The 22,386-nt window shown below is 74.8% G+C and carries 16 protein-coding genes; 8 read left to right on the top strand and 8 right to left on the bottom strand.

Annotated elements, in window-relative coordinates; genetic code table 11:
* Nucleotides 1–52: 52 nt before the first annotated feature.
* On the bottom strand, nucleotides 53–1,024 hold the full coding sequence (locus ACI769_RS10775; RefSeq protein WP_391516339.1) for an FKBP-type peptidyl-prolyl cis-trans isomerase: 972 nt from the start codon (nucleotides 1,022–1,024) through the stop codon (nucleotides 53–55).
* A 196-nt stretch (nucleotides 1,025–1,220) separates the two neighbouring features.
* Here ACI769_RS10775 and ACI769_RS10770 point away from each other — a divergent pair, with 196 nt between their 5' ends.
* Genes ACI769_RS10770 through ACI769_RS10760 form a run of 3 tightly spaced genes read left to right on the top strand, consistent with a single transcriptional unit; the run spans nucleotide 1,221 to nucleotide 3,240 of the window.
* Complete coding sequence (locus ACI769_RS10770) at nucleotides 1,221–1,526, top strand: hypothetical protein (RefSeq protein WP_034653528.1); 306 nt, start codon at nucleotides 1,221–1,223, stop codon at nucleotides 1,524–1,526.
* A gap of 19 nt (nucleotides 1,527–1,545) precedes the next feature.
* On the top strand, nucleotides 1,546–2,397 hold the full coding sequence (locus tag ACI769_RS10765) for an alpha/beta hydrolase (RefSeq protein ID WP_021483594.1): 852 nt from the start codon (nucleotides 1,546–1,548) through the stop codon (nucleotides 2,395–2,397).
* A 54-nt stretch (nucleotides 2,398–2,451) separates the two neighbouring features.
* Nucleotides 2,452–3,240 carry an alpha/beta fold hydrolase gene (locus tag ACI769_RS10760; protein WP_085387565.1) on the top strand — a complete coding sequence of 263 codons (789 nt, stop codon included), beginning with the start codon at nucleotides 2,452–2,454 and terminating at the stop codon, nucleotides 3,238–3,240.
* Nucleotides 3,241–3,255: 15 nt separating this feature from the next.
* Here the strand turns inward: ACI769_RS10760 and ACI769_RS10755 are convergent, their stop codons facing one another.
* Nucleotides 3,256–3,705, bottom strand: coding sequence for a hypothetical protein (locus ACI769_RS10755; RefSeq protein ID WP_085387566.1), 450 nt, complete (start codon nucleotides 3,703–3,705; stop codon nucleotides 3,256–3,258).
* A 4-nt stretch (nucleotides 3,706–3,709) separates the two neighbouring features.
* Entirely contained in the window at nucleotides 3,710–5,203 is a 1,494-nt protein-coding gene (locus ACI769_RS10750; RefSeq protein WP_085387567.1) for a hypothetical protein, read from the bottom strand.
* 364 nt (nucleotides 5,204–5,567) lie between these two features.
* Between ACI769_RS10750 and ACI769_RS10745 the strand changes: the two genes are divergently transcribed.
* Genes ACI769_RS10745 through ACI769_RS10735 form a run of 3 tightly spaced genes read left to right on the top strand, consistent with a single transcriptional unit; the run spans nucleotide 5,568 to nucleotide 8,790 of the window.
* Entirely contained in the window at nucleotides 5,568–6,785 is a 1,218-nt protein-coding gene (locus ACI769_RS10745) for a hypothetical protein (protein ID WP_043653203.1), read from the top strand.
* The gene (locus ACI769_RS10740) at nucleotides 6,782–7,819 is read left to right on the top strand and encodes a hypothetical protein (RefSeq protein ID WP_085387568.1); all 1,038 of its coding nucleotides are present in this window, start codon (nucleotides 6,782–6,784) and stop codon (nucleotides 7,817–7,819) included. Before ACI769_RS10745 ends, ACI769_RS10740 begins: the two co-directional genes overlap by 4 nt.
* A gap of 20 nt (nucleotides 7,820–7,839) precedes the next feature.
* Nucleotides 7,840–8,790: a tetratricopeptide repeat protein gene (locus ACI769_RS10735; protein ID WP_034653561.1), complete on the top strand. Its 951-nt coding sequence runs from the start codon at nucleotides 7,840–7,842 to the stop codon at nucleotides 8,788–8,790.
* A 327-nt stretch (nucleotides 8,791–9,117) separates the two neighbouring features.
* On the opposite strand, the gene glgB is transcribed toward ACI769_RS10735, so the two are convergent.
* From glgB to ACI769_RS10715, 4 genes are all read right to left on the bottom strand, one after another.
* The gene (glgB, locus tag ACI769_RS10730) at nucleotides 9,118–11,349 is read right to left on the bottom strand and encodes a 1,4-alpha-glucan branching protein GlgB (RefSeq protein WP_409141570.1); all 2,232 of its coding nucleotides are present in this window, start codon (nucleotides 11,347–11,349) and stop codon (nucleotides 9,118–9,120) included.
* A gap of 84 nt (nucleotides 11,350–11,433) precedes the next feature.
* Nucleotides 11,434–12,933: a hypothetical protein gene (locus tag ACI769_RS10725; RefSeq protein ID WP_085387570.1), complete on the bottom strand. Its 1,500-nt coding sequence runs from the start codon at nucleotides 12,931–12,933 to the stop codon at nucleotides 11,434–11,436.
* Nucleotides 12,934–13,053: 120 nt separating this feature from the next.
* Nucleotides 13,054–14,796: a maltose alpha-D-glucosyltransferase gene (treS, locus tag ACI769_RS10720; protein WP_369824957.1), complete on the bottom strand. Its 1,743-nt coding sequence runs from the start codon at nucleotides 14,794–14,796 to the stop codon at nucleotides 13,054–13,056.
* 59 nt (nucleotides 14,797–14,855) lie between these two features.
* Entirely contained in the window at nucleotides 14,856–17,081 is a 2,226-nt protein-coding gene (locus ACI769_RS10715) for an alpha-1,4-glucan--maltose-1-phosphate maltosyltransferase (RefSeq protein ID WP_085387571.1), read from the bottom strand.
* Between the two features lie 67 nt (nucleotides 17,082–17,148).
* Here ACI769_RS10715 and glgP point away from each other — a divergent pair, with 67 nt between their 5' ends.
* Both glgP and ACI769_RS10705 read left to right on the top strand, forming a co-directional pair.
* Nucleotides 17,149–19,752, top strand: coding sequence for an alpha-glucan family phosphorylase (glgP, locus tag ACI769_RS10710; RefSeq protein WP_409141569.1), 2,604 nt, complete (start codon nucleotides 17,149–17,151; stop codon nucleotides 19,750–19,752).
* A 453-nt stretch (nucleotides 19,753–20,205) separates the two neighbouring features.
* On the top strand, nucleotides 20,206–21,117 hold the full coding sequence (locus tag ACI769_RS10705; protein ID WP_186381280.1) for a DUF559 domain-containing protein: 912 nt from the start codon (nucleotides 20,206–20,208) through the stop codon (nucleotides 21,115–21,117).
* An 86-nt stretch (nucleotides 21,118–21,203) separates the two neighbouring features.
* On the opposite strand, the gene ACI769_RS10700 is transcribed toward ACI769_RS10705, so the two are convergent.
* A complete protein-coding gene (locus ACI769_RS10700) occupies nucleotides 21,204–22,379 on the bottom strand; it encodes a hypothetical protein (protein ID WP_085387574.1) in 1,176 nt (391 codons plus the stop codon).
* Between the last annotated feature and the right edge of the window lie 7 nt (nucleotides 22,380–22,386).

Here is a 22,386-nt window from a genome sequence, read left to right as displayed (position 1 = left end):
ACGGAGGGCCGCACCCCGAGCGGGGTGCGGCCCTCCGTGAGGCGGCGGCAGGTCAGTAGGCCGCGAGGATGTCCACGACGAAGACGAGCGTCTCGCCCGCGAGCTCGTTCGTGTTCGTGTCGCTCTTCTCGCCGTAGCCGAGCGACGGCGGGATGACGAGGAGCACCTGGCTCCCGACGGTCTGGCCGGAGAGGCCCTGGGTCCAGCCGGCGACGACGCCGCTCAGCGGGAAGGTGGAGGGCTCACCACGGTCCCACGACGAGTCGAACTGCTCGCCGTCGAGCTTCCAGCCCGTGTAGTGCGCGATGACCGTCTGGTCCTCGGTGACCTCGGGGCCGCTGCCCTTGATGAGCGGCTGCACGACGAGCTCGGTCGGCGCGGTGTAGCCCTCGGGGATCTCGACGGACGGCTTGCCCGTGTCGTCGAGCGTGACGACGGGCAGCCCCTCGGCCGGGGTCACGGCCTCGCCCTCGGCGCGGTCCGGCACGTCGGCGGGGTCCGGCGCGACCGGGGCGTCCCGGACCTCGGTGACCTCGGCGACGGTGAGGACGGCGCTGCCGTCCTGCCCCGGGGCGGCGAACAGGAAGCGCGTGCCGACCTTCTTGCCGACCAGCGCCTCGAGCAGCTGGGGGTACACCTGGTCGTCGAGGACGATCTGCTGCGCCGAGTCGTCCTCCCACGTCGAGCCGAGCTTGGACGCGTCCGTGCCGGAGTACGCGGCCTGGTGCAGCGTCACCTCCTGGCCCTTCGCGATCTCGTCGCCGTCGCCGTCCCCGAGCGAGAGCGCGACCGGGCCCGAGACCTCGAGCGGGGCCTCGAACTCGACGGTCGGCTCGCTGCCGGGGTCACCCGTGACCGTCACGGCCTCGAGCGCCGCGACGTCCTCGGGTGACGACGTCGCGCCGTCGGAGGCGGACGGGCTCGACGACGTCTCGTCGCCGCCGCCCTCCGACGAGCAGCCGGAGAGGACGAGGGCGGCGCCCAGGGTGAGCGCGGCGACGCCGCGCAGGGTGCGGTGCTTCACGAGGAGGGTCCTTCGGTCGGGGGGACGGCGGGGCCGTCGGGTCTGGGCCGCACCCGCACGACGGCGGTCGTCGGCGCCCGGGGACGGGCCACCTCGCGGTCGGACGCCGGGTGCAGCACCGGCCCGGACACTCTAGCGGTCGCGGCTGGACGCCCGCTGGGAGGTCCCCGGCGGTGCCGCGGGGGAGAATGGGCCCATGCCGTCCCGTCGACCGTCCCGCAAGCGACCCTGGGGCGCGGAGCCCGCGCCCCTCGACCTGGACCGCGCCCTCGGCGGTGCGCGTCGGGAGTCGGGAGCCGACGGCGAGTGGCAGGTCCGCACGGTGCGCGGCGGTGCGAAGACCTACCTCTGCCCGGGCTGCCAGCAGGAGATCCCGCCCGGCACCGGGCACGTCGTGGCGTGGCAGGACGACTCCTTCTTCGGGGCCGAGACCGCGCTCGACCACCGTCGTCACTGGCACAGGTCGTGCTGGGAGGCGCGCGACCGCCGTCGGCCGCGGTAGACGCACTAGGCTCGGGACGATGAGCACCGCACCCGAGACCGCGCCCGATCCCGCCCGAGCCTCGACGGAGCCGACCCCCATCCGGTCGCTCAGCGTCCTGCCCGCGCGGCGCGAGGACGTCGAGCTGCACACCGCGGACGGCCTCACGCTCGTCGGCGAGCTGGCGCTCCCCGCGGACCGCGACCCGGTCGCGACCCTCGTCACGCTGCACCCCCTGCCGACGCACGGCGGGTACATGGACTCGCACGTCTACCGGAAGGCGGCGTGGCGTCTGCCGGCGCTCGCGGACCTCGCCGTGCTGCGGTTCAACACGCGCGGCACGTCGTCCCCGCGGGGAACGAGCGAGGGCGCGTTCGACGGCGGCGAGGCCGAGCGCTTCGACGTCGCGGCGGCGATCGAGTTCGCCGAGTTCCACGACCTCCCGAACCGGTGGCTCGTCGGGTGGTCGTTCGGCACGGAGCTCGCGCTCAAGCACGGCGCGGACCCGGCGGTGGAGGGCGCGATCCTCCTCTCGCCCCCGCTGCACCGCGCGACGGACGACGACCTCGACCGCTGGGACGCGTTCGGCAAGCCGCTCGTGGTCCTCGTGCCCGAGCTCGACGACTACCTGCGCCCTGACGAGGCGCGACGACGCTTCGCGCGCGTGCGGAACGCCGAGGTGATCGGCGTCGAGGGCGCCAAGCACCTGTGGGTGGGGGAGTCGTCGGTGCGGCGCGTGCTCGACGAGATCGTGGGGCACGTGCGTCCCGGTTTCCCGCTCCCGCTGCCGACCACGTGGGACGGCGACGCGAGCGGCACGGCCGACCGCGACACGGCCGACTCGGACCAGGCGAGCTACGACGCGAGCCGGTCCGACGGCGTCGTCGACTGACCCCCGCCGCGGCGCGCGGCGCCGCGCGCACCCGACCGACCCGAGGAGGACCACGTGACGACGGCACCGCTCGAGACCTTCACGCTGCGCGAGGGGTACGGGACACCGCTCGTGCTGCTGCACGGCTTCCCGCTCGACCACCGGATGTGGGCGGACGTCGCGGAGGCGCTGCCGGGCGAGCCCACCGTCGTCGCGGTCGACCTCCCCGGCCTGGGCGCGAGCCCGCTGGGGGGCGAGCCGCCGTCGATCGAGGCGGCGGCCGACGCGACCGCGGACGCGCTCGCCGCGGCGGGGATCACGCGCGCGGTCGTCGCGGGCCTGTCGATGGGCGGCTACGTGGCCCTCGCGCTCGCGGAGCGCCGGCCGGAGCTGGTTGCGGGGCTCGGGCTGGTGGACACCAAGTCCACCGCGGACTCCGACGACGCGCGCGCGAACCGGCTGCGCATCGCCGACGAGGCGGCGAGCTCGCAGACCGTCGAGCCCGTCCTCGGCATGCCGGGGGTGCTCCTCGGCGAGACGAGCAAGGCCGCGCGCCCGCACCTGACCGCGCGGCTCGAGGAGTGGATCCGTGCGCAGCGGCCCGACGGCGTCGCGTGGTCGCAGCGGGCGATGGCGGCCCGCCCCGACCGCACGTCCGTCCTCGCGGGCTTCGCGGGGCCGATCGCGGTGGTCGTGGGCGAGGAGGACCAGGTCACGCCGGTGGCGGAGGCGGAGCACATGGTCGCCGCGGCGCCGACCGCGCAGCTCGTGCAGGTGACGGGCGCGGGCCACATGAGCGCGGTCGAGGACCCTGCCGCGGTGGCCGACGCGCTCGCGGACCTCCTGGCGCGGGCGACCGTCTGAGCCGCTGACCGCGCGTCAGCGCCCGTCGAGCACGAGCGCGAGCGCGTCGGCGAGGTCGATGGACTCGCCGTCCCGGCCGCCCTTGCCCAGCACGAGCGGCGGGTCGGACGGCTCGACCGCGACCCCCCGCAGGCGCGCGCGCACGCCGCCGGGCACCGAGAGCACGTAGAACTCGCCGTCCTCGCCGACGGCGACGCTGTGGTTGCGGCGCAGGTACCACCCGCGGAGGGGGGTGCGGTACGTCGCGGTGCCGTCGAACGCGCGGGCGCGGAGCGGCTCGGGAGCCAGGCCCCGGTCGCGCGCCCGCGCGACGAAGTCGGCGAGCAGGGCCCGGGCCGCGTCGCTCTCGCGGGCGCGCTGCCGGTCGAGCTCGCGCTGCTGGTGCGCGGCGGCCTCGGTCCGCTGCCGACGCCAGTCGTCGGCAGCGGACCCCGAGGGACCCGACGGGCCCGCGGTGGCCGGCACGGCGTCAGGCCGAGGCGGGGGCGTCGGGCTTCGCGTCGGCCGTCTTCGCGTCGGCCGTCTTCGTGCCGGCCGGCTTCGCGCCGGTCGGCTTCGTCTCGCTCGGCCGGGCGTCGGCGGACGCCGCGGAGCCACGCTCCGCCGGTGCCTCGACCGTCCCGACCCGCTGCCCGGACTCCTCCGGGACGACCGGGAACTCGGCCGTCATGAGCGTCGCGGCGCGCGCCTGCTGGGCGGGCGTCCCCGCAGGCACCGCCTTCTTCGCGGGGGCCTTGGTGGCCTCGCTCTCGCTACCGAGGAGACCACGGAGCTCGTCGAGGTAGGTGTTGATCGAGTCGTGCTGGCGCGTGAGGTCCTCGAGCTGGCGCTGGGCGACGTTGCGCTGCTGCTCGGCCTCGGCCTTCGCGTCGCTCACCGTCTGGTCGGCGAACGCCCGGGCCTCGGCGACGACCTGGTCGGCGTTCCGGCGCGCCGTCGACAAGAGGTCCTTCACGTACGCGTCGGACTCGCTGCGGACCTTCTCCGCCTGCTGGAGCGCGTGGGCGACACGCTTCTCCGCCTCCGCGGCGTGCTCCTCGGCCGTCGCGACGAGCTTCTCCGTCTCCGCCTTGGCGGCGGCGTGGCGCTCGGCGTTCTCGCGCTCCGCCTCCTCGCGGCGACGCACGACCTCGAGCTCGGCGTCCGCGAGGGCGGTGCGGGCCTGGTCGCGCAGCGTCTCCATCTCGGACGTGACGGCGTTCGCCGCCTCGGTCGCCTTGCGCTGCGCCTCGTCCACCTGGCGCTGCGCCTCGCGACGCGCGTTCTCCAGCAGCTCGGCCGACTCGCGCTCCGCGGCCTCGCGCTGCGCCGCCGTCTCCGCCGCGACGCGCGCGCGGAGCTCCGCGGCCTCGCGCTCGGTCGTGACGCGCAGCTCCGTGGTCTCGCGCTCCGCCGTCGCACGCAGCGTGCCGAGCTCGCGCTCGAGCGACGCGCGGCGCTCGCTCTCCTCCGTGGCGAGCGCGCTGTGGATGCGCGCGGCCTCGCGCTCCGCGGAGCCGACCAGCTCCTCCGCGCGGCGCTGGGCGCTGAGCAGCGTGCCCTCGGCCTCGGACGCGCTCGTGGAGCGGATCTCCTCCGACTCCAGGCGTGCGCTGTTGAGCAGCTCGGCGACCTCGTTCTCGGCGCGGGACCGGACCTGGCCCGCCGAGAGCTTCGCGCGGGCCATGATGTCGGCCGCCTGGGCGTTGGCCTGCGACAGGATGTCCGCCGACTGCTCCTCCGCCGAGCGCAGGAGCTGCTCGATGCGGGACCCGAGCCCCGCGTACGACGGCCGGTCCGCCTCGCGGAGCTGGCGCTGGGCGTCGTTGAGCTCGCTCGTGAGCTGCATGGCGCGGGCGTCCGCCGCCTCGACGCGCGCCCGCGCGTCCTCCACGGCCTTCTCCAGCCTCGCGAGCTGGGCCTCGACCTGGACGCGGTCGTACCCGCGCATCGTGATGGGGAAGAGCGTGCGCTCGTCGGACACGTCGATGACCTCCGGTGCTGAGTCGTCGCGGCTTCCGCCGCCGGTCGGCGTCCCCTCCCGGGGAGGGAGGGCGCGGCGGTCGTGCCACGGCCCCGCCGTGCTCCGACCAGGATACGGGGATCACGCTGTCCTGAATACCCGGATTGGTGGGGGTGAGACGATGGTCGCAGTGCTGCGCGCGCGGTCTTCCCTCGCGGGAACGGCGGCCCTCTCGGCCGCCGGGCACGACGTTCCCTGGGAGCGGTGAGACCGTCCCGGGAGGGGCGCGTGAACGGTTCGTGAGGATCCACAGGCGAGGCGTCTCGGTCGATCCACGAGGGGTTTCGCACCTATCCTTGAACGTCGATCGACGAAGGGAACCTCGGTGCTGCAACGAATCATCGCCGCCCTCCTGCTCGTGGGAGGGCTGGTCGCCGTCGGCCTCGGTGTCGCGTCCGCCACCGTCTGGCGGGACAGCGACACGGTCGTGGCGACCACGGCGTACACCGGCGACGGCACGGTGCTCGTCACCGCGCCCGGGGTCCTCGACCTCGTCGCCGAGGACGTGACGATCCGCGCGACAGCACCCGGTGAGCAGCAGGTCACCCTCGCGATCGGCCGCGAGGCCGACGTGACCGGGTGGGTCGGCGAGGACCCGCACGGTCTGGTCACCGGCCTGTCCGACTGGGACGCGCTCGCGACGCGCGCCGTCGACGCGCCGGCCGCGGAGGACGAGCCCGCGGAGGGCGAGACGCCCGCGGACGGGGAGTCGCCCGCGGAGGGCGAGAGTCCGGCCGACGCCGAGGCACCCGCCGACGCCGAGAGCCCGGCCGAGGGCGAGACGCCCGCCGAGGGCGAGACGCCCGCGGAGGGCGACGCGGCCGCGGAGGCCCCCGTCGTCGGCGTCGACCCCGCCGGCTCCGACATGTGGCTGGAGGAGGCGACGGGCGCCGGCTCGGCGAGCCTGCGCTGGTCCGACCAGCCCGGCCGCTGGCAGCTCCTCGCCGCCGGCGTGGGCGAGGACGCCGTCGCCCCGACCGTCGAGCTCTCGTGGCCGCGCCAGGTCGAGACGCCGTTCCTGTGGCCCGGCGTCATCGGCGGTGCCGTGCTCATCCTCCTCGGTCTCGGCATCGGGGCGGCGAGCCTGCGCCCGCGCCGCCGCGGGCCCTCGGGCGGCACCACGACCTCCGCGACCCCGGCGGTCGCGCCGGCCGGCACGACGGCGGGGACGTCGTCGGACGACGCCGACGCGCCCGACGGCGAGGTGCCGACCGACACGGCCCAGGTGCGCATGCTCACGCGGCGTGAGCTGCGCGAGCGCGAGGAGGCCGACCGCCTCGCGCAGCAGCAGGCCCGCGCCCAGAAGCCGCGCCGCGCGTGGCTCACCGGCCAGATCCCGATCGTCGCGCGCGGCGAGCGCCGCCCGCGCACCGCGGCCCAGCCGACCGTCGACGCGAGCGCGCACCCGACCACGGAGGACAGCGCGAGCACGCGCGCAGACGCCTGGCGCCGGGCGTGGGGCTTCACGCCCGGCAGCGACGAGAGCGCCCCGGCGCCTGCACCCGAGAGCGACCCGGACGAGACGAAGGACAGCACCCGATGACCAGCACCGCCCGCGACACGGCCCGCGCCCGCCGCGCCCGTCGTCACCTCGGCGGGGTGGCCGGGGGACTGGTCGGCGCGCTCCTGCTCGCCGCCTGCTCCGCACCCCTCCCGACGCCCGAGCCCGACCCCACGCAGGACCCGCCCGCGCCCGTCCTCACCGAGGCGCAGGAGACCGCCGTCCTCGACGCGGTCGCCGCCGCGCTCGCGGCGGCGAGCGAGACCAACGACGCGGCCCAGCTCGAGGGCCGCGTCACGGGCCCGGCCCTCGCGATTCGCACGAGCCAGCTCGCCGTCGCCGCCGCGCGCGGCAACGCCGACCTCGTGACCGAGCTCCCGACGGAGGCGCAGCAGGTCGTCATCCCGACGACGCAGACCTGGCCGCGCACGTCGTTCGCCGTGAGCGTGCAGCCCGAGAACCTGCAGACGCCGCGCCTGTCCGTCCTGGAGCAGGACACCGCGCGCGGCGACTACCAGCTCTGGGCCTGGGTCCGCCTCCTGCCGGGCGTCACCATGCCGAGCTTCGCGGACCCGAGCATCGGCAGCGAGGACGTCGCTCCCGACGACTCGAGCCTGCTCGTCACGCCGACGGACGCCGTCGCGCAGTACGCCGACGTGCTCAACCTCGGCACGGGCTCCGGGTTCGCGGGGTCCTTCGAGGAGGACTCGTTCCGCACCCTGCTCGCCAAGCGCGCGCAGGACTGGACGACGGCGCTCCAGCCCGCCGCGGGCGCCTACGCCCTGACGTTCACGCCCAACCCGGACGAGCCCGTGCGCGCGGTCCGCACCGCGGACGGCGGCGCGCTCGTGGTCGGTGCGATGACCTCGCAGGAGTCGATGACGGCCGAGGAGGGCGCGCAGGTGCCGCCCGACACGGAGTCGATCAAGGCGCTGTACGGGGACAAGACTCCGACGAACGTGCTCAAGGTCGGCTACGTCGACGTCGTCGCGCTCTACGTGCCGCCCGCGGGCTCGGAGGAGAAGATCCGCGTGGTGGGCAACGAGCACGTCGCGACGTCGGTCGCGAACGCCTGACGCTCCGTAGGATTGCGACCATGAGCGAACCCACCCAGCCCACGTTCGACGTGCGCGGCGCGGTCGACCTGTCCGCGCTGACCAGGCCGCAGTCACCCCCGCCCGGCGAGGAGGGCGGCGCGCCCGCCGCGGGCGGGTACGTCGTCGACGTCACGGACGAGACGTTCGGCCAGCTCGTCCAGGACTCGGCGCAGTACCCCGTCGTCGTGCTCCTGTGGATCCCGACGGACCAGGCGAACGCGCAGCTCGGCACCGACCTCGGCGCGCTGGCCGACGAGTACGCCGGCCGCTTCCTCCTGGCCCGCGTCGACGCCCAGGCGTACCCGCAGATCACGGCCGCGTTCCAGGTCCAGGGCGTGCCGACCGTCGTCGCGATCCTGCAGGGTCAGCCCGTGCCGCTGTTCCAGGGCGCCGCGCCCGTCGAGCAGGTGCGCGCCGTGCTCGACCAGGTGCTCCAGGCGGCCGAGGCGAACGGCGTGACCGGTCGTGCGCCCGCCCAGGGCGCCGACGGCGAGCCCGAGCGCCCCGCGGAGCCCGCCGCCGAGCCGGAGCCCGAGCTCCCGCCGCTGCACCAGGAGGCGTACGACGCGATCGAGCGCGACGACCTCGACGCCGCGGTCGCGGCCTACGAGAAGGCGATCAAGCAGGACCCGCGCGACGCGCTCGCCGTCGCGGGGCTCGCGCAGGTCCGCCTCCTCCAGCGCACCCGCGACGCCGACCTCGCGACGGTCCGCGCCGCGGCCGCCGCCGCACCGCAGGACGTCGACGCCCAGCTCGCCATCGCCGACCTCGACCTGCTCGGCGGGCACGTGGACGACGCCCTCGACCGGCTCCTCGACCTGCTGCCCGGCGCCGACGCGGACGGCAAGGAGAAGCTCCGAGTGCGCCTCCTCGACTACTTCGAGGTCGTGGGCCCCACCGACCCCCGCGTCGGCAAGGCCCGCCAGCGCCTCGCGATCAGCCTGTACTGACACACCCGCGCTCTACCGACGCACCCGCGTCACGCACGACGGCGGCCGGTCACCGTGAGGTGACCGGCCGCCGTCGTGCGTGGAGGTCACCGCGAGGAGACCGGCTGCCGTCGCGCTGAGGAGGCAGCGCCGGGGGTGCGACGAACTCGGTGGGTGGGGTGGTGGCGCCGGGTCGTGGCGGGCCTGGCGGGAGCCGCGAGGAACGAGCGGCGGATGGTAGACCCGGCGCCACCACCCCACCCACCACCCAGGGTGACGACAACTCGCCGTCGGCGGGACCAGGCCTCTACCTCGGCGACCAGGCCTCTGCCTCGGCGGACCGGGCCTCTACCTCGGCGACGGGACGAGGTACAGCGCGCCGAGCGGCGGCACGCGCAGGACCGCGGAGTACGCGCGCCCCTTCCACGGGACGGGCTCCGCCCCGACCTCACCGAGGTTGCCGACACCGGAGCCGCCGTAGACCTCGGCGTCGGTGTTGAGGACCTCGCGCCACGCGCCGCCCGACGGCAGGGCGACGCGGTAGCCCTCGTGCGGCGTCCCGGCGAAGTTCACGACGACGGCGACCTCGCTGCCGTCGCGCCCGCGGCGTACGTAGGCGAGGACGTTGTGGTCGGCGTCGTCGGCGTCGAGCCACTCGAACCCCGCGGGGTCGTGGTCGAGCTCCCACAGAGCAGGGGTCGCGCGGTACAGGGCGTTGAGGTCACGCACGACACGCTGCACGCCCTGCCGGCCCGGGTCGGCGGCGAGGCCGTCCCAGTCGAGCGACCGGCCCTCGTTCCACTCGGAGTGCTGGCCGATCTCGCTGCCCATGAAGAGGAGCTGCTTGCCGGGGTGCGACCACTGGTAGGCGAGGAACGCGCGCACGCCGGCGCGCTTCTGCCAGTCGTCGCCCGGCATCTTCCCGTAGAGCGAGCCCTTGCCGTGCACGACCTCGTCGTGGCTGATGGGGAGCACGAACTGCTCGGAGTACGCGTAGACCATGGAGAACGTGATCTCGTGGTGGTGGTACCGGCGGTTGATCGGCTCCTCGGCGACGTAGCGCAGGGAGTCGTTCATCCAGCCCATGTTCCACTTGAGCCCGAACCCGAGGCCCCCCGCGGAGGTGGGCCGGGTGACGCCCGGCCACGCGGTCGACTCCTCGGCGATCATCATGACGCCGGGCGTGCGCCGGTACGCGGTGGCGTTGGCCTCCTGGAGGAACGCGATGGCCTCGAGGTTCTCGCGGCCCCCGTGCACGTTGGGGTGCCACTGGCCGGGGCCGCGCGAGTAGTCGAGGTAGAGGATGGACGCGACGGCGTCGACGCGCAGCGCGTCGACGTGGAACTCCTCGAGCCAGTACGTCGCGTTGGCGACGAGGAAGTTGCGGACCTCGTTGCGGCCGAAGTCGAAGACGTACGTGCCCCAGTCGGGCTGCTCGCCGCGCAGCGGGTCGGCGTGCTCGTAGCAGGGCGTGCCGTCGAAGCGGGCGAGGGCCCACTCGTCGCGCGGGAAGTGCGCGGGGACCCAGTCGACGACGACGCCGATCCCCGCGGCGTGCAGGCGGTCGACGAGGTAGCGGAAGTCGTCGGGGTGGCCGAACCGGGACGTCGGGGCGTAGTAGCCCGTGACCTGGTAGCCCCACGACCCGCCGAACGGGTGCTCGGCGACGGGCAGGAGCTCGACGTGCGTGAACCCCTGCTCGACGACGTACGCCGTGAGCTGCTCCGCGAGGTCGCGGTAGGACAGGCCCTGGCGCCACGAGCCGAGGTGCACCTCGTAGATGCTGAGCGGCTGCGTGTGGGGGTCGTGCGCCGCGCGCTCGGCGAGCCACGCGTCGTCGGACCACTCGTACCGGGACTCGACGACGACGCTCGCCGTTGCCGGGGGCACCTCGGCCGCCTTGGCGAGCGGGTCGGCCTTCTGGCGCCACGAGCCGTCGGGCCCGAGGATCTCGTACTTGTAGCGCGCGCCCGCGACGACGCCGGGGACGAAGAGCTCCCACACCCCGGTGGACCCGAGCGAGCGCATCGGGTGCGTGGGGCCCCAGCCGTTGAAGTCGCCGATGACGCGGACCGCGCGCGCGTTGGGCGCCCAGACGGCGAACGCCGTGCCGGTCGTGTCGCCGAGCGCGCTCGGGTAGGTGCGGACGTTCGCGCCGAGCGCGCGCCACAGCTCCTCGTGCCGGCCCTCGCGGATCAGGTGCAGGTCGACGTCGCCGAGCGTGGGCAGGAACCGGTAGGGGTCGTCCACGGTCGTGGACTCGTGCCCGTAGCGGGCGCGGACGCGGTAGTCGGGGGCGTGCCGGGTGCCGTCGGCGTCCTGGTGCACCGGCACGACGGCGGCCCACACCCCGTCCTGCTCGTGCACCGCCGGGTGCTCGCCGTCGGCGGCGACGACGACGACCTCGTCCGCGAGCGGGCGCAGGACGCGGACGACGGCCCGCGCGTCCGCGGCGTCGTCCGCGAGGTGCGGGCCGAGCACGGCGTGCGGGTCGAACGTGCGCCCGCCCGCGGCCGCGGCGAGCGCGTCCTGCGGCACGACGACGGGGGGCGGGGTGGCGGAAGCGGCGGGCCCGGTCATGGGGCAACCTTTCCACGTCCCGCGCACCCTCACAGGACGGGCTCGCCGGACGGTCCGGTACGTGCGGCCGGGCGACCGCGCACGTCAGGCGTTGCCCGCGAGGAGGCGGTCCACGGCGGCGAGGGGGATGGGCTCCCAGTCGGGACGGTTGCGCGACTCGTAGACGACCTCGTAGAGCGCCTTGTCGAGCGTGAGCGCGCGGACGAGCGCCTCCGAGGTCGCGTGGTCGACGCCCGCGGTGTCCGCGCGCTCGTACGCGTCGAGGAACGCGGCGCGCGCCTGGACGGCCCACGCGGCGTCGGGAGCACGCCCGACGGCGGCCGCGTAGTCGAACGAGCGCACGATCCCGGCGACGTCGCGCAGGGCGAGGTCGGGGCGGGTGCGCTCCGCGACCGGCCGCAGCGGCTCGCCCTCGAAGTCGAGCACCTTCCAGCCGAACCGGCGGGCGTGCAGCACCTGCCCGAGGTGCAGGTCGCCGTGGACGGTCTGGAGCCGCGGGAGGGCGTCGGGGACGCGCGTGACGGACGCGAGCCGTGCTGCCGTGCGGTCCCAGAACGCGGCGATCTCGGTCGCGCGCCGGCCGAGCGCGCTCGACGACGCGACGGCCTCGTCCGAACGGCGCCGCAGGTCGGCGACGAGCCAGCGCGCGTCGACGGGGGAGCCCACGTCGAACGCGCGCCGGAGCGCGGCGTGGAGGTCGGCGAGGACCCGGCCGAGGTCGGCGGCGAGGTCGGCGAACGAGGAACCCTGCCCGGCGTAGGCGCACGCCAGGTCGAAGCCGTCGCGCGCGCCGTCGACGAACTCGCTGAGGATCGCGAGGTGCGCCGACCGGGGCGACGCCGGGTCGGGCGCGTGCCCGGGAGCGGCCGGGTCGTCGGTCGCGTCCCAGCCCACCTCGAGCCAGGCGAGCGGTCGCGGCACGCCCGCCCACCCCTGGGCGGCGAGCGCGCGCGGGATCGTCACGTCCGGGTTCGGGCCGATCGCGATGGCCCGCAGGACCTTGAGCATCGTGCCGCCGGCGACGCCGGGCAGCAGCACCGAGCTGTTCGACTGCTCGACGCTCAGAGCGCGTCCGCCCGCGAGGTCGAGCGGATCGGTGCCCGCGCCCCCGGCCGCGGGGGTCGTCTCCCAGTCGGCGACGGCCAGGAGCGCCGCCCAGCACGCGGGGTGCGCGGCGCCGTCGTGCACGAGCCAGGCCGTCCCGGCGGTCGCGCCGCCCCCGGCGTCGTGCACCGTCCCGAGCGGCGTGGCGGGCGCGCGCCCCGGACCGGCGGACGGGGTCGCGCCGCCCGGGGTGCGCACGTCGCCCGGGGCCGCGGGCGCCGCGTCGACCGGCTCGAGGACGAGCGGCACCTGCACGACGAGGTCGACGCCGTCCCCGAGCAGCCGCAGCAGGTGGAGGACGACGCGCGGGGCCCGCGCCGGGTCCTGACCGGCCGTCGCCGGGACGTCGAGCGCGAACGACAGCCACGGCACGTGCCGCACCGCGACGCCCTTGACGGGGTACCACCGGCGCTCCGGCAGCCACGCGTCGAGGAGCGTCATGAGCTCCGAGGAGGGAAGGTCCGTCCGTCGGAGCGTCATGCGCGCCTCCCTGTGGCTGGGTCGTCGGATCGTCGGCAGGTCGTGCCCCGGGGGCCCCGCCGTCGGGTCACGACGGCGGCAGCCTCCATCCGACCACGACGCGCCCGATCTCGCCGGGCGTCAGGGGGTCGTGCCCTCGGGACCCCCGACGACGAGCCAGTAGAAGTCGCGCGACCCCCACGTCATGACGACGCGCCCGTCGTCCCCGACCGCCGGGAAGTGCGCGCCGCCGAACACGTCGGTGAGCGGCGCGCCCGCGTGCCCCGGCAGGTGCACCGCCGCGGACCGGGCGGTCGCCGAGAGGTTCGCGACGCACAGGATCGTCTCCGTGGGCGTGCGCCGCAGGAACGCGAGGATCGACTCGTTGTCGCACTCGAGCGCCACGAAGTCGCCGGTGCCGAACGCCTTGTGGCGGCGCCGGACCTTGAGCATGCCGTGCACCCAGTGCAGCAGCGACGTCGACTGCTCGAGCTGCGCCTCGACGTTGACGTAGCCGTAGTGGTGCACGAGCGACTGCACGAGCGGCAGGTACACCTTGCCCGGGTCCGCGGTGGAGAACCCGGCGTTGCGGTCGGGCGTCCACTGCATGGGCGTGCGCACGGCGTCGCGGTCGGGCAGCCAGATGTTGTCGCCCATGCCGATCTCGTCGCCGTAGTACAGGCACGGGCTGCCCGGGAGCGAGAGCAGGAGCGCGTGCGCGAGCTCGACCTCCTTGCGCGAGTTGTCGAGCAAGGGCGCCAGCCGACGGCGGATCCCGACGTTGGCGCGCATGCGCGGGTCGGGCGCGTACCACCCGTACATGGACGCGCGCTCCTCCGTCGAGACCATCTCGAGCGTGAGCTCGTCGTGGTTGCGCAGGAACGTGCTCCACTGCGCGCCCGCGGGGATGTCGGGCGTGTCGGCAAGGATCTCCAGCACCTGGTTCGCGCGCTGGTCGCGGATCGCGTAGAAGATGCGCGGCATGACGGGGAAGTGGAAGCACATGTGGCACTCCGGCTCCTCCTCGGTGCCGAAGTAGTCCACGACGTCGCGCGGCCACTGGTTCGCCTCGGCGAGGAGGATGCGGCCCGGGAACTCGGTGTCCACCATGCGCCGCACGCGGCGCAGGAACTCGTGCGTCTGCGGGAGGTTCTCGCAGTTGGTGCCCTCGGCCTCGTAGAGGTACGGCACCGCGTCGAGGCGGAACCCGTCGACCCCCATCTGCAGCCAGAACCGCGCGACGTCGAGCATCGCGTCGGCGACGCGCGGGTTCTCGAAGTTGAGGTCGGGCTGGTGGGAGAAGAAGCGGTGCCAGAAGAACTGGCGCCGCACCGGGTCGAACGTCCAGTTGGACGTCTCCGTGTCGACGAAGATGATGCGCGCGTCCTGGTAGCGCGTGTCGTCGTCGCTCCACACGTAGAAGTCGCCGTACGGGCCCTCCGGGTCGGCGCGCGACGCCTGGAACCACGGGTGCTGGTCGCTCGTGTGGTTCATGACGAGGTCGATGACGACGCGCATCCCGCGCGCGTGCGCCTCGCTCACGAGCTCGGCGAAGTCCGACGTCGAGCCGTACTGCGGCGCGATCGCGGTGTAGTCGGACACGTCGTAGCCGCCGTCGCGCAAGGGCGACGGGTAGAACGGCGGCAGCCACAGCGCGTCGATGCCGAGCCAGTGGAGGTAGTCGAGGCGGTCGATGAGCCCGCGCAGGTCGCCCGTCCCGCTGCCGTCGGAGTCGGAGAACGCGCGGACGATCACCTCGTAGAACACCGCCGTGCGGTACCAGTCCGGGTCGTCGGACAGCCCGGGGCGCGTCTCGACGGGCGGCGCCGGCTGACGGCGCGGCGGGAGGGCCGCGACGGGCACGGGCGCGGTGAGCGGGGGCACGGGAACGGGACCGGCGGCGGGCCCCCGCACGGGGACCGGGGCCGCGTCCCGGGGGAGCGTCACGAGGCCCTCACGTGGATGACGTGCGCGACCTGGCGCAGCGGCTCGAGCCGCACGTACACGTCCTGCCCCCAGCCGTAGCTCTCGCCGGTCAGCTCGTCGTGCGCGACGAACGACGGCGCCCAGGGGTCCTGGCCGTCCGCGAGCGGGGGGAGGCCGAGGGCCGCGAGGTCCAGGTGCACGTTCGACTCCTGCGGGGAGTGGGGGTCGAGGTTCACCACGACGACGACCGTGTCCGCCTCGCCGGTCGGCGAGTGCTCGGCCGGCAGGTGGCGCGAGAACGCGAGCACCTGGTCGTTCGTCGTCGGGTGCACCGTGAGGTTCCGGAGCTGGCGCAGCGCGGGGTGGTCCCGACGGATCTCGTTGAGCCGCGCGAGCAGCGTCGAGATCCCGATCTCGTCGGCGAGCGCCCAGTCGCGCGGCTTGTACTCGTACTTCTCGTTGTCGATCTGCTCCTCGACGCCCGGGCGCGGCACGTTCTCGACGAGCTCGTACCCGGAGTAGATCCCCCAGGTGGGGGCACCGAGGGCGGCGAGCACCGCGCGCACGGCGAAGCCCGCCACGCCGCCGTGCTGGAGGTACGGCGGGAGGATGTCGTGGGTCGTGGGCCAGAAGCTCGGGCGCATGTAGGCGCCGGCCTCGCCCGAGACCTCGGTGAGGTACTCCGCGAGCTCGTCGCGCGTGTTGCGCCACGTGAAGTACGTGTACGACTGGTGGAACCCGATGCGCGCGAGGGTGTGCATCATCGCGGGCTTCGTGAACGCCTCGGAGAGGAACACGACCTCGGGGTTCGTCGCGCGCACCTCGGCGAGCAGCCACTCCCAGAAGTCGAGCGGCTTGGTGTGCGGGTTGTCGACGCGGAACGCGGTGACGCCGCGGTCGATCCACACGCGCACGACGCGCAGAACCTCGGCGTAGATGCCCTCGGGGTCGTTGTCGAAGTTGAGCGGGTAGATGTCCTGGTACTTCTTCGGCGGGTTCTCCGCGTAGGCGATGGAGCCGTCGGCGCGCGTCGTGAACCACTCGGGGTGCTCGGTGACCCACGGGTGGTCGGGCGAGCACTGCAGCGCGAGGTCGATCGCGACCTCCAGCCCGTGCCGCCGGGCCTCCTTGACGAACGCGCGGAACGTGCGCTCGCTGCCGAGCTCGGGGTGGATCGCGTCGTGGCCGCCGTCCTTCGAGCCGATGGCGTACGGGCTGCCCGGGTCGCCGGGGAGCGCGGTGAGGGAGTTGTTGCGGCCCTTGCGGTGCGTCGTGCCGATGGGGTGGACGGGGGTCAGGTAGACGACGTCGAAGCCCATCTCCGCGATCGCGGGCAGACGGCGCGCGGCCGCGGTGAACGTGCCCGAGCGCCAGCGCCCGTCCTTGAGCCGCCGGGCGCCCTCGGAGCGCGGGAACATCTCGTACCACGCGCCCGCGAGCGCGAGCGGGCGCTCGACGCGCAGCGGGTACGTGGCCGACGCCGTGACGTGGTCGCGCAGCGGGGCGCGCTCCAGGACGTCGCGCACCTCGGGCGACGTCGCGGCGACGAGCCGGGCCTCGGCGGGGCGGGTCGCGTCGGCGAGCGCGGCGAGCGCGTCGGCGAGCGTGCGCTCGTCCGCGGGGGTCCGGCGGCCGGGCGTGCCGTCGCGCCCGGGGAGGGGGACGGCGTCGGCGAGGACGCGTTCGAAGAGCCGCACGCCCTCGGCGAGCATGAGCTCGACGTCGACGCCCGCCGCGACCTTGACCGTCGCGTCGTGCGCCCACGTGCCGTAGGGGTCGCTCCACGCCTCGACGCGCAGCGACCAGTCGCCGACCGCGTCCGGGTGGAGCGTGGCGCGGAACCGGTCGAGCCCGGGGGCGACGTCGACCATGGGTGCCGTGCGCTCGGTGCCGTCGGGCGCGACGAGGACGGCGGTCGCGGCGACGGCGTCGTGGCCCTCCCTGAAGACGGTCGCCTCGATCGGCACCATCTCGCCGACGACGGCCTTGGCAGGCCACCGGCCGCCCTCGACGACGGGCGACACCTCGAGCACGGGGATGCGGCCGACGGGTGCGGCGGGGGCGGGGGCGGGGGCGCCGCCTCGGGGGCGAGGGGCACCGGTGGCGCGGGGGCGGTGCGGCGCGAGGGCCGGAGGGGTCGACGTCACACGCACAACGTATCGAGGGGCACGGGGGCCAGGCACCTGGGGGAGGGGTCGGCGCGTCGCGGACGGGTCGCGCACGATACCTGGGTGAAATTTCATGCAAGCGTTACACACAGGTTGCGGCGCGGGGGTGTGCACCGGCGTCAGGCTGCGTAGTCTCGTCCCCGTGAGAGCCATCCGACGGTTCACCGTCCGCACCCTGCTGCCCGCCGAGCTGCGCGACCTGGACGAGCTCGCGCACAACCTGCGCTGGTCCTGGCACGCGCCCACGCGCGACCTGTTCGCCGGTATCGACCCCGAGACGTGGGCGGCGGTCCACGGCGACCCCGTCGCGCTGCTCGGTGCGCTCGGTCCCGAGCGCCTCGCGGAGCTCGCCGCCGACGGCGCCTTCGTCGAGCGCGTGCGGGCGGCGGCGGCCGACCTGCGCCACTACCTCGACGACGCGCTGTGGTACCAGCAGCGTGCCGCGGAGGCGTCGGAGGGCGGTGGCTCCCTGCCGGCCGCGATCGCGTACTTCTCGCCCGAGTTCGGCATCACGTCCGTGCTGCCCCAGTACTCGGGCGGCCTCGGCATCCTCGCCGGCGACCACCTGAAGAGCGCGAGCGACCTCGGCGTGCCGATCGTCGGCGTCGGGCTCCTCTACGGCGCCGGCTACTTCAAGCAGTCGCTCACGCGCGACGGCTGGCAGGTCGAGACGTACCCGCTCCTCGACCCGGACGGCCTGCCGCTCACCCTCCTGCGCGACGACGACGGCACGCCCGCGCGCGTCTCGCTCGCCCTGCCCGGGGGTCGCGCGCTCCACGCGCACGTGTGGGTCGCGGCCGTCGGCCGCGTGCCGCTGCTCCTGCTCGACTCGAACGTGCCCGGCAACGACGAGGCCGCGCGCAAGGTGACCGACCGCCTCTACGGCGGCGGCGGCGAGCACCGCCTCCAGCAGGAGCTGCTGCTCGGCGTGGGCGGCGTGCGCGCGCTGCGCCTGTGGTCGCGCCTCACCGGCGCGCCGGAGCCCGAGGTCTACCACACCAACGAGGGCCACGCGGGGTTCCTCGGCGTCGAGCGCATCCGCGAGCTCGTCGAGCAGGGCCTCACGTTCGACGCGGCGCTCGAGGCCGTCCGCGCCGCGACGGTCTTCACGACGCACACGCCCGTGCCCGCCGGCATCGACCGGTTCGGCCGCGACCTCGTCACGCAGTACTTCGGCGGCGACATGGCGGTCGAGGGCCTGCCCGTCGAGCGCGTCCTCGCCCTCGGGGCCGAGGACTACGACGGCGGCGACCCGACCGTGTTCAACATGGCCGTCATGGGCCTGCGCCTCGGCGGACGGGCGAACGGCGTCTCCCTCCTGCACGGCGAGGTGTCGCGCGGCATGTTCGAGGGCCTGTGGCCGGGCTTCGACGCCCGCGAGGTCCCGATCACCTCGGTGACGAACGGCGTCCACTCGCCCACGTGGGTCGACCCGGCGCTCGCGGCCCTCGAGGCCGAGCGGCTCGGGCTCGACGAGCTCACGGCCGAGCACGCGTCGTCGCGCTGGCTGCGCGGCGACGGGGAGGGCGCCGTCGGCGACGGCGAGCTCTGGGCGATCCGCCGCGAGATGCGCGGCCGGCTCGTCGACGAGGCGCGCCGCCGCGTGCGCAAGTCCTGGCGCGAGCGCGGTGCGACCCCGGCGGAGCTCGGCTGGGTCGACGACGTGCTCTCGCCCGACGTTCTCACCATCGGGTTCGCGCGCCGCGTCCCCACGTACAAGCGGCTCACGCTCATGCTCCGCGACCCGGAGCGGCTCAAGGCGCTGCTGCTGCACCCCGAGCGCCCGGTCCAGCTCGTCGTGGCGGGCAAGTCGCACCCCGCCGACGACCAGGGCAAGCGGCTCATCCAGCAGCTCGTGCGCTTCACGGACGACCCCGAGGTGCGGCACCGCATCGTCTTCCTGCCGAACTACGACATCGCCATGGCGCAGTCGCTCTACCCGGGCTGCGACGTCTGGCTTAACAACCCGCTGCGCCCGCTCGAGGCGTCCGGGACGTCGGGCATGAAGTCGGCCCTCAACGGTGGCCTCAACCTGTCGATCCTCGACGGGTGGTGGGACGAGTGGTACGACGGCGAGAACGGCTGGGCCATCCCGACCGCCGACGGCGTCGAGGACGCGGACCGTCGCGACGACCTCGAGGCCGCCGCGCTCTACGACCTCGTCGAGCAGCAGGTCGCGCCCCGGTTCTACGACCGCGACGCCGACGGCGTGCCCGGCCGGTGGCTCGAGATGGTGCGGCACACGCTCGCGACGCTCGGCCCCAAGGTCCAGGCGACGCGCATGGTCGGCGAGTACGTCACGCGCCTGTACGCCCCGGCCGCCGCGGCCGGGCGCGCGCTGGCCGCCGACGGGCTCGCGCCCGCCCGGGAGCTCGCGCAGTGGAAGCACGCCGTGCGCGACGGCTGGTCGCGCGTGCGCGTCGACCACGTCGATTCGGCCGGCATCGGCGAGGTGCCGCAGGTCGGCGACCGCCTCACGGTCCGCGCGTACGTGTCGCTCGGCGACCTGCGCCCCGAGGACGTCCAGGTGCAGGTCGTGCACGGTCGCGTCAGCGAGGCCGACGTCATCGAGGAGTTCACGGCCGAGCCGCTCGCGCTCGCCGAGACGTACGAGGCCGGCCGCTACGCGTTCGCGGGCGAGGTCGTGCTCGACGCGTCCGGACCGTTCGGCTACACCGTCCGCGTCGTCCCGACCCACGACGGCCTCCCGAGCGTCGCCGAGCTGGGCCTCGTCACCAACGCCTGACACCCCCGCCGAGGTAGAGCCTCCGGTCGCGAGGTAGAACCCTGGTCGCGCGAGGCAGAGGTGCGGTCGCGCGAGGTAGAGCCCTGGTCGCGCGAGGTAGAGGTGCGGTCACGCGAGGTCGAGGCGTGGTCGCGTGAGGCGGATGCGTCATGCGAGTGCGAGAGGGCCTGGCCGTCGTCGGCCAGGCCCTCTCGGCTCGTCCGTCCATGGACGGAGGTCGACGGCGGCGGACCGTCGTGCAGGGGCGGCGACTTCGTCATCCACAGATCTGCCGTACTCGCCCCGCGACGGGGTGGCGACCGGCACGCTGGGTTGATGGACGAGACGACGGGCAGCTCCCGGGCCGGCCACGACCCGACAGCACGGCGCAGGCTCGGGGCTAATCCGGTCCCGACCCGCCCCTCCGGTCGCTACACCGCGGACAGCAACGGCCCTCGGAGGGTTCCGTCTGCTGTGCCCTACGTACGTCGACGCCGCGCGGAGCTGGCGGCGCGTGCGCGCACCGGTGAGCTCGTGCGGGTACGGCGTGGTGTCTACCTTCCCTCGGCGCACTCCGCGCCGTCGGAGCGCGAGGAGTGGCTGCTCGGCGAGGTGCGCGGACTGGTCGACCGGCTCGTGACGCCGTTCTGGGTGAGCCACGACACCGCGGCTCTGCTCTGGGGCTGTTGGACCTGGCGGCTCCCGCCGTTCGCGCACCTGACCCAGCTCGGCCACCCGAACGTGACGAGAGAACGGGACGCAGCCGTGCGTCGGCACTGGACCGATCTACCGGTCCGTGACCGCGCGGTCCTCGACGGCGTCCCTGTCACCAGCCTCGAGCGCACCTTGGTCGACTGTGCGCGGTCGCTGCCGCTCGAGCGCAGCCTCGTGGTGGTGGACTCTGCGTTGCGCCTGGGTGCGGACCGGGACGTGGTCGACTCGATCGTCGAGGAGTCGCGCGGCAAGCGGGGCGTCGTGCGGGCGCGGCGTGCTCTCGAGCTCGCGGACCCGAGGTCGGAGTCCCCGGGGGAGACGCTCGTGCGGCTCGCGGCCGTGCTCGGCGGTCTGCCCGCGCCTCGCCCGCAGGTACCGGTCCTGACGTCGCGCGGGACGTACGTCGTCGACCTGGCCTGGCTCGACGCCCGGCTGGTGATCGAGTTCGACGGGGCGGTGAAGTACTCCGGCGGGGAGTACGGGGACCCGGCAGAGGTCCGGCGCGCACAGGACGTCCGCGAGGCGGCGCTCGTGGCAGCGGGCTGGACGGTCGTGCGCTTCACCTGGGAGGACCTGGGCGACCCGGTGGCGGTCGGCTGTCGTCTCGCGGAGTCACTCCGCCTCGCGCTCCGACGCCGCGCAGACAGCTCGCGACCTTCCTCGCCGAGGTAGAGCCCTGGTCCGTCGAGGTAGAGGCGTGGTCGTGAACCTGGCCTCCACTCCGGCGTACCTGGCCTCTACCTCGGCCCACCTGGCCTCTATCTCGCGGACGGGGGTGGGGCGAGGAGGTCGAGGTAGCGCGAGCGCGCGCGCAGCACGTCGGCGAGCTGGGTCTCGATGCCGTCCACGAACTCCTCGCGGTACACGGCGTCGACCTGCACGGAGATCGCGTAGTAGAGGCCGGTGAAGGTCGCGATCGCGACGGAGACGCGCAGCAGCGTCTGCGTCACGACGAGGTCCGCGCCGCCGACGCCGCCCCCGCCGACGAGCGAGAGCGTGCGCTGCCAGGTGCCGCCGTCGACGTCCCACAGCGCCATGACCTCGGGGGTCACCGTGAGCGTCCCGAGCGCCATGAAGAACACGCCCATGCCGAGGCTCACGACGAGGACCTGGAGGAGCTGACTCGTCGCGATCATCGTCGCGAGGTTCGCCGTCTGGCCGCGGCTGAAGCGCGCCGCACGCTCGTGCCCGGGGTGGCGCGCGGCGGTCTCCGCGAGCGCCTCGCGCGCCTCCGTGGGCGAGCGCAGCCCGACGAACAGCACGACGAGCAGCGCGAAGAACGCGCCGAGCACGAGGTCGGCGACGCCGTGCGTGCGGTCGAACACCTGCCACACCTCGGCGTTGTAGAAGAGCACGAGGGAGAACACGAGCAGCAGCGGCAGCAGGCGCACGAGCCGCAGCAGGGCGGCGCCGAGCTCGTCGGTGACGCGCGCGAGCCCCCACCACAGCGACGACAGCACGCCGTACCCGACGACGACCCGCACGACCCCGAGCAGCACGAGGTTGCCGACGACGGTGAGCAGGGCGTCGCCCCACTGCCCGCCGAACATGACCCGCAGGAGGGCGGGCACGAGCACGAAGAACGCGAGCTCAGGGACGCCGACGGACTGGGGGAGCGTGAACCACGGCCGACCGCGCACCACGTTGAGCCCCGCGTACGCGGCCGCGACGAGGGCCGCGGCGCCGAGGAGCGCGAGCGCGTTCGCCCACGCGGGCCAGCCCGAGCGCACCGCGCCGGAGAGCTCGGCAAGCAGCACGACGAGCAGGAACGGCGCCGACCGCCCGAACACGTCGCGGTCGAGCGAGTGCCCCTCGACGAGCAGCGGGAGACCGTTGCGGCGGAACAGGCGCTCGCACGCGGGGACGTCGAGGTGGTCGACCGCCGCGGGGGCGCCGGGCGCGGGGGCCGGGGACGCGTCGTCGGGCACGGTCATGGTCGCC

Origin of the sequence: Cellulosimicrobium sp. RS, from assembly GCF_046159675.1 — a bacterium.
Taxonomy (GTDB): Bacteria; Actinomycetota; Actinomycetes; order Actinomycetales; family Cellulomonadaceae; genus Cellulosimicrobium; species Cellulosimicrobium funkei.
The sequence above is the reverse complement of the archived record's forward strand: the minus strand, read 5'-3'. Positions and strand labels throughout refer to the sequence as shown.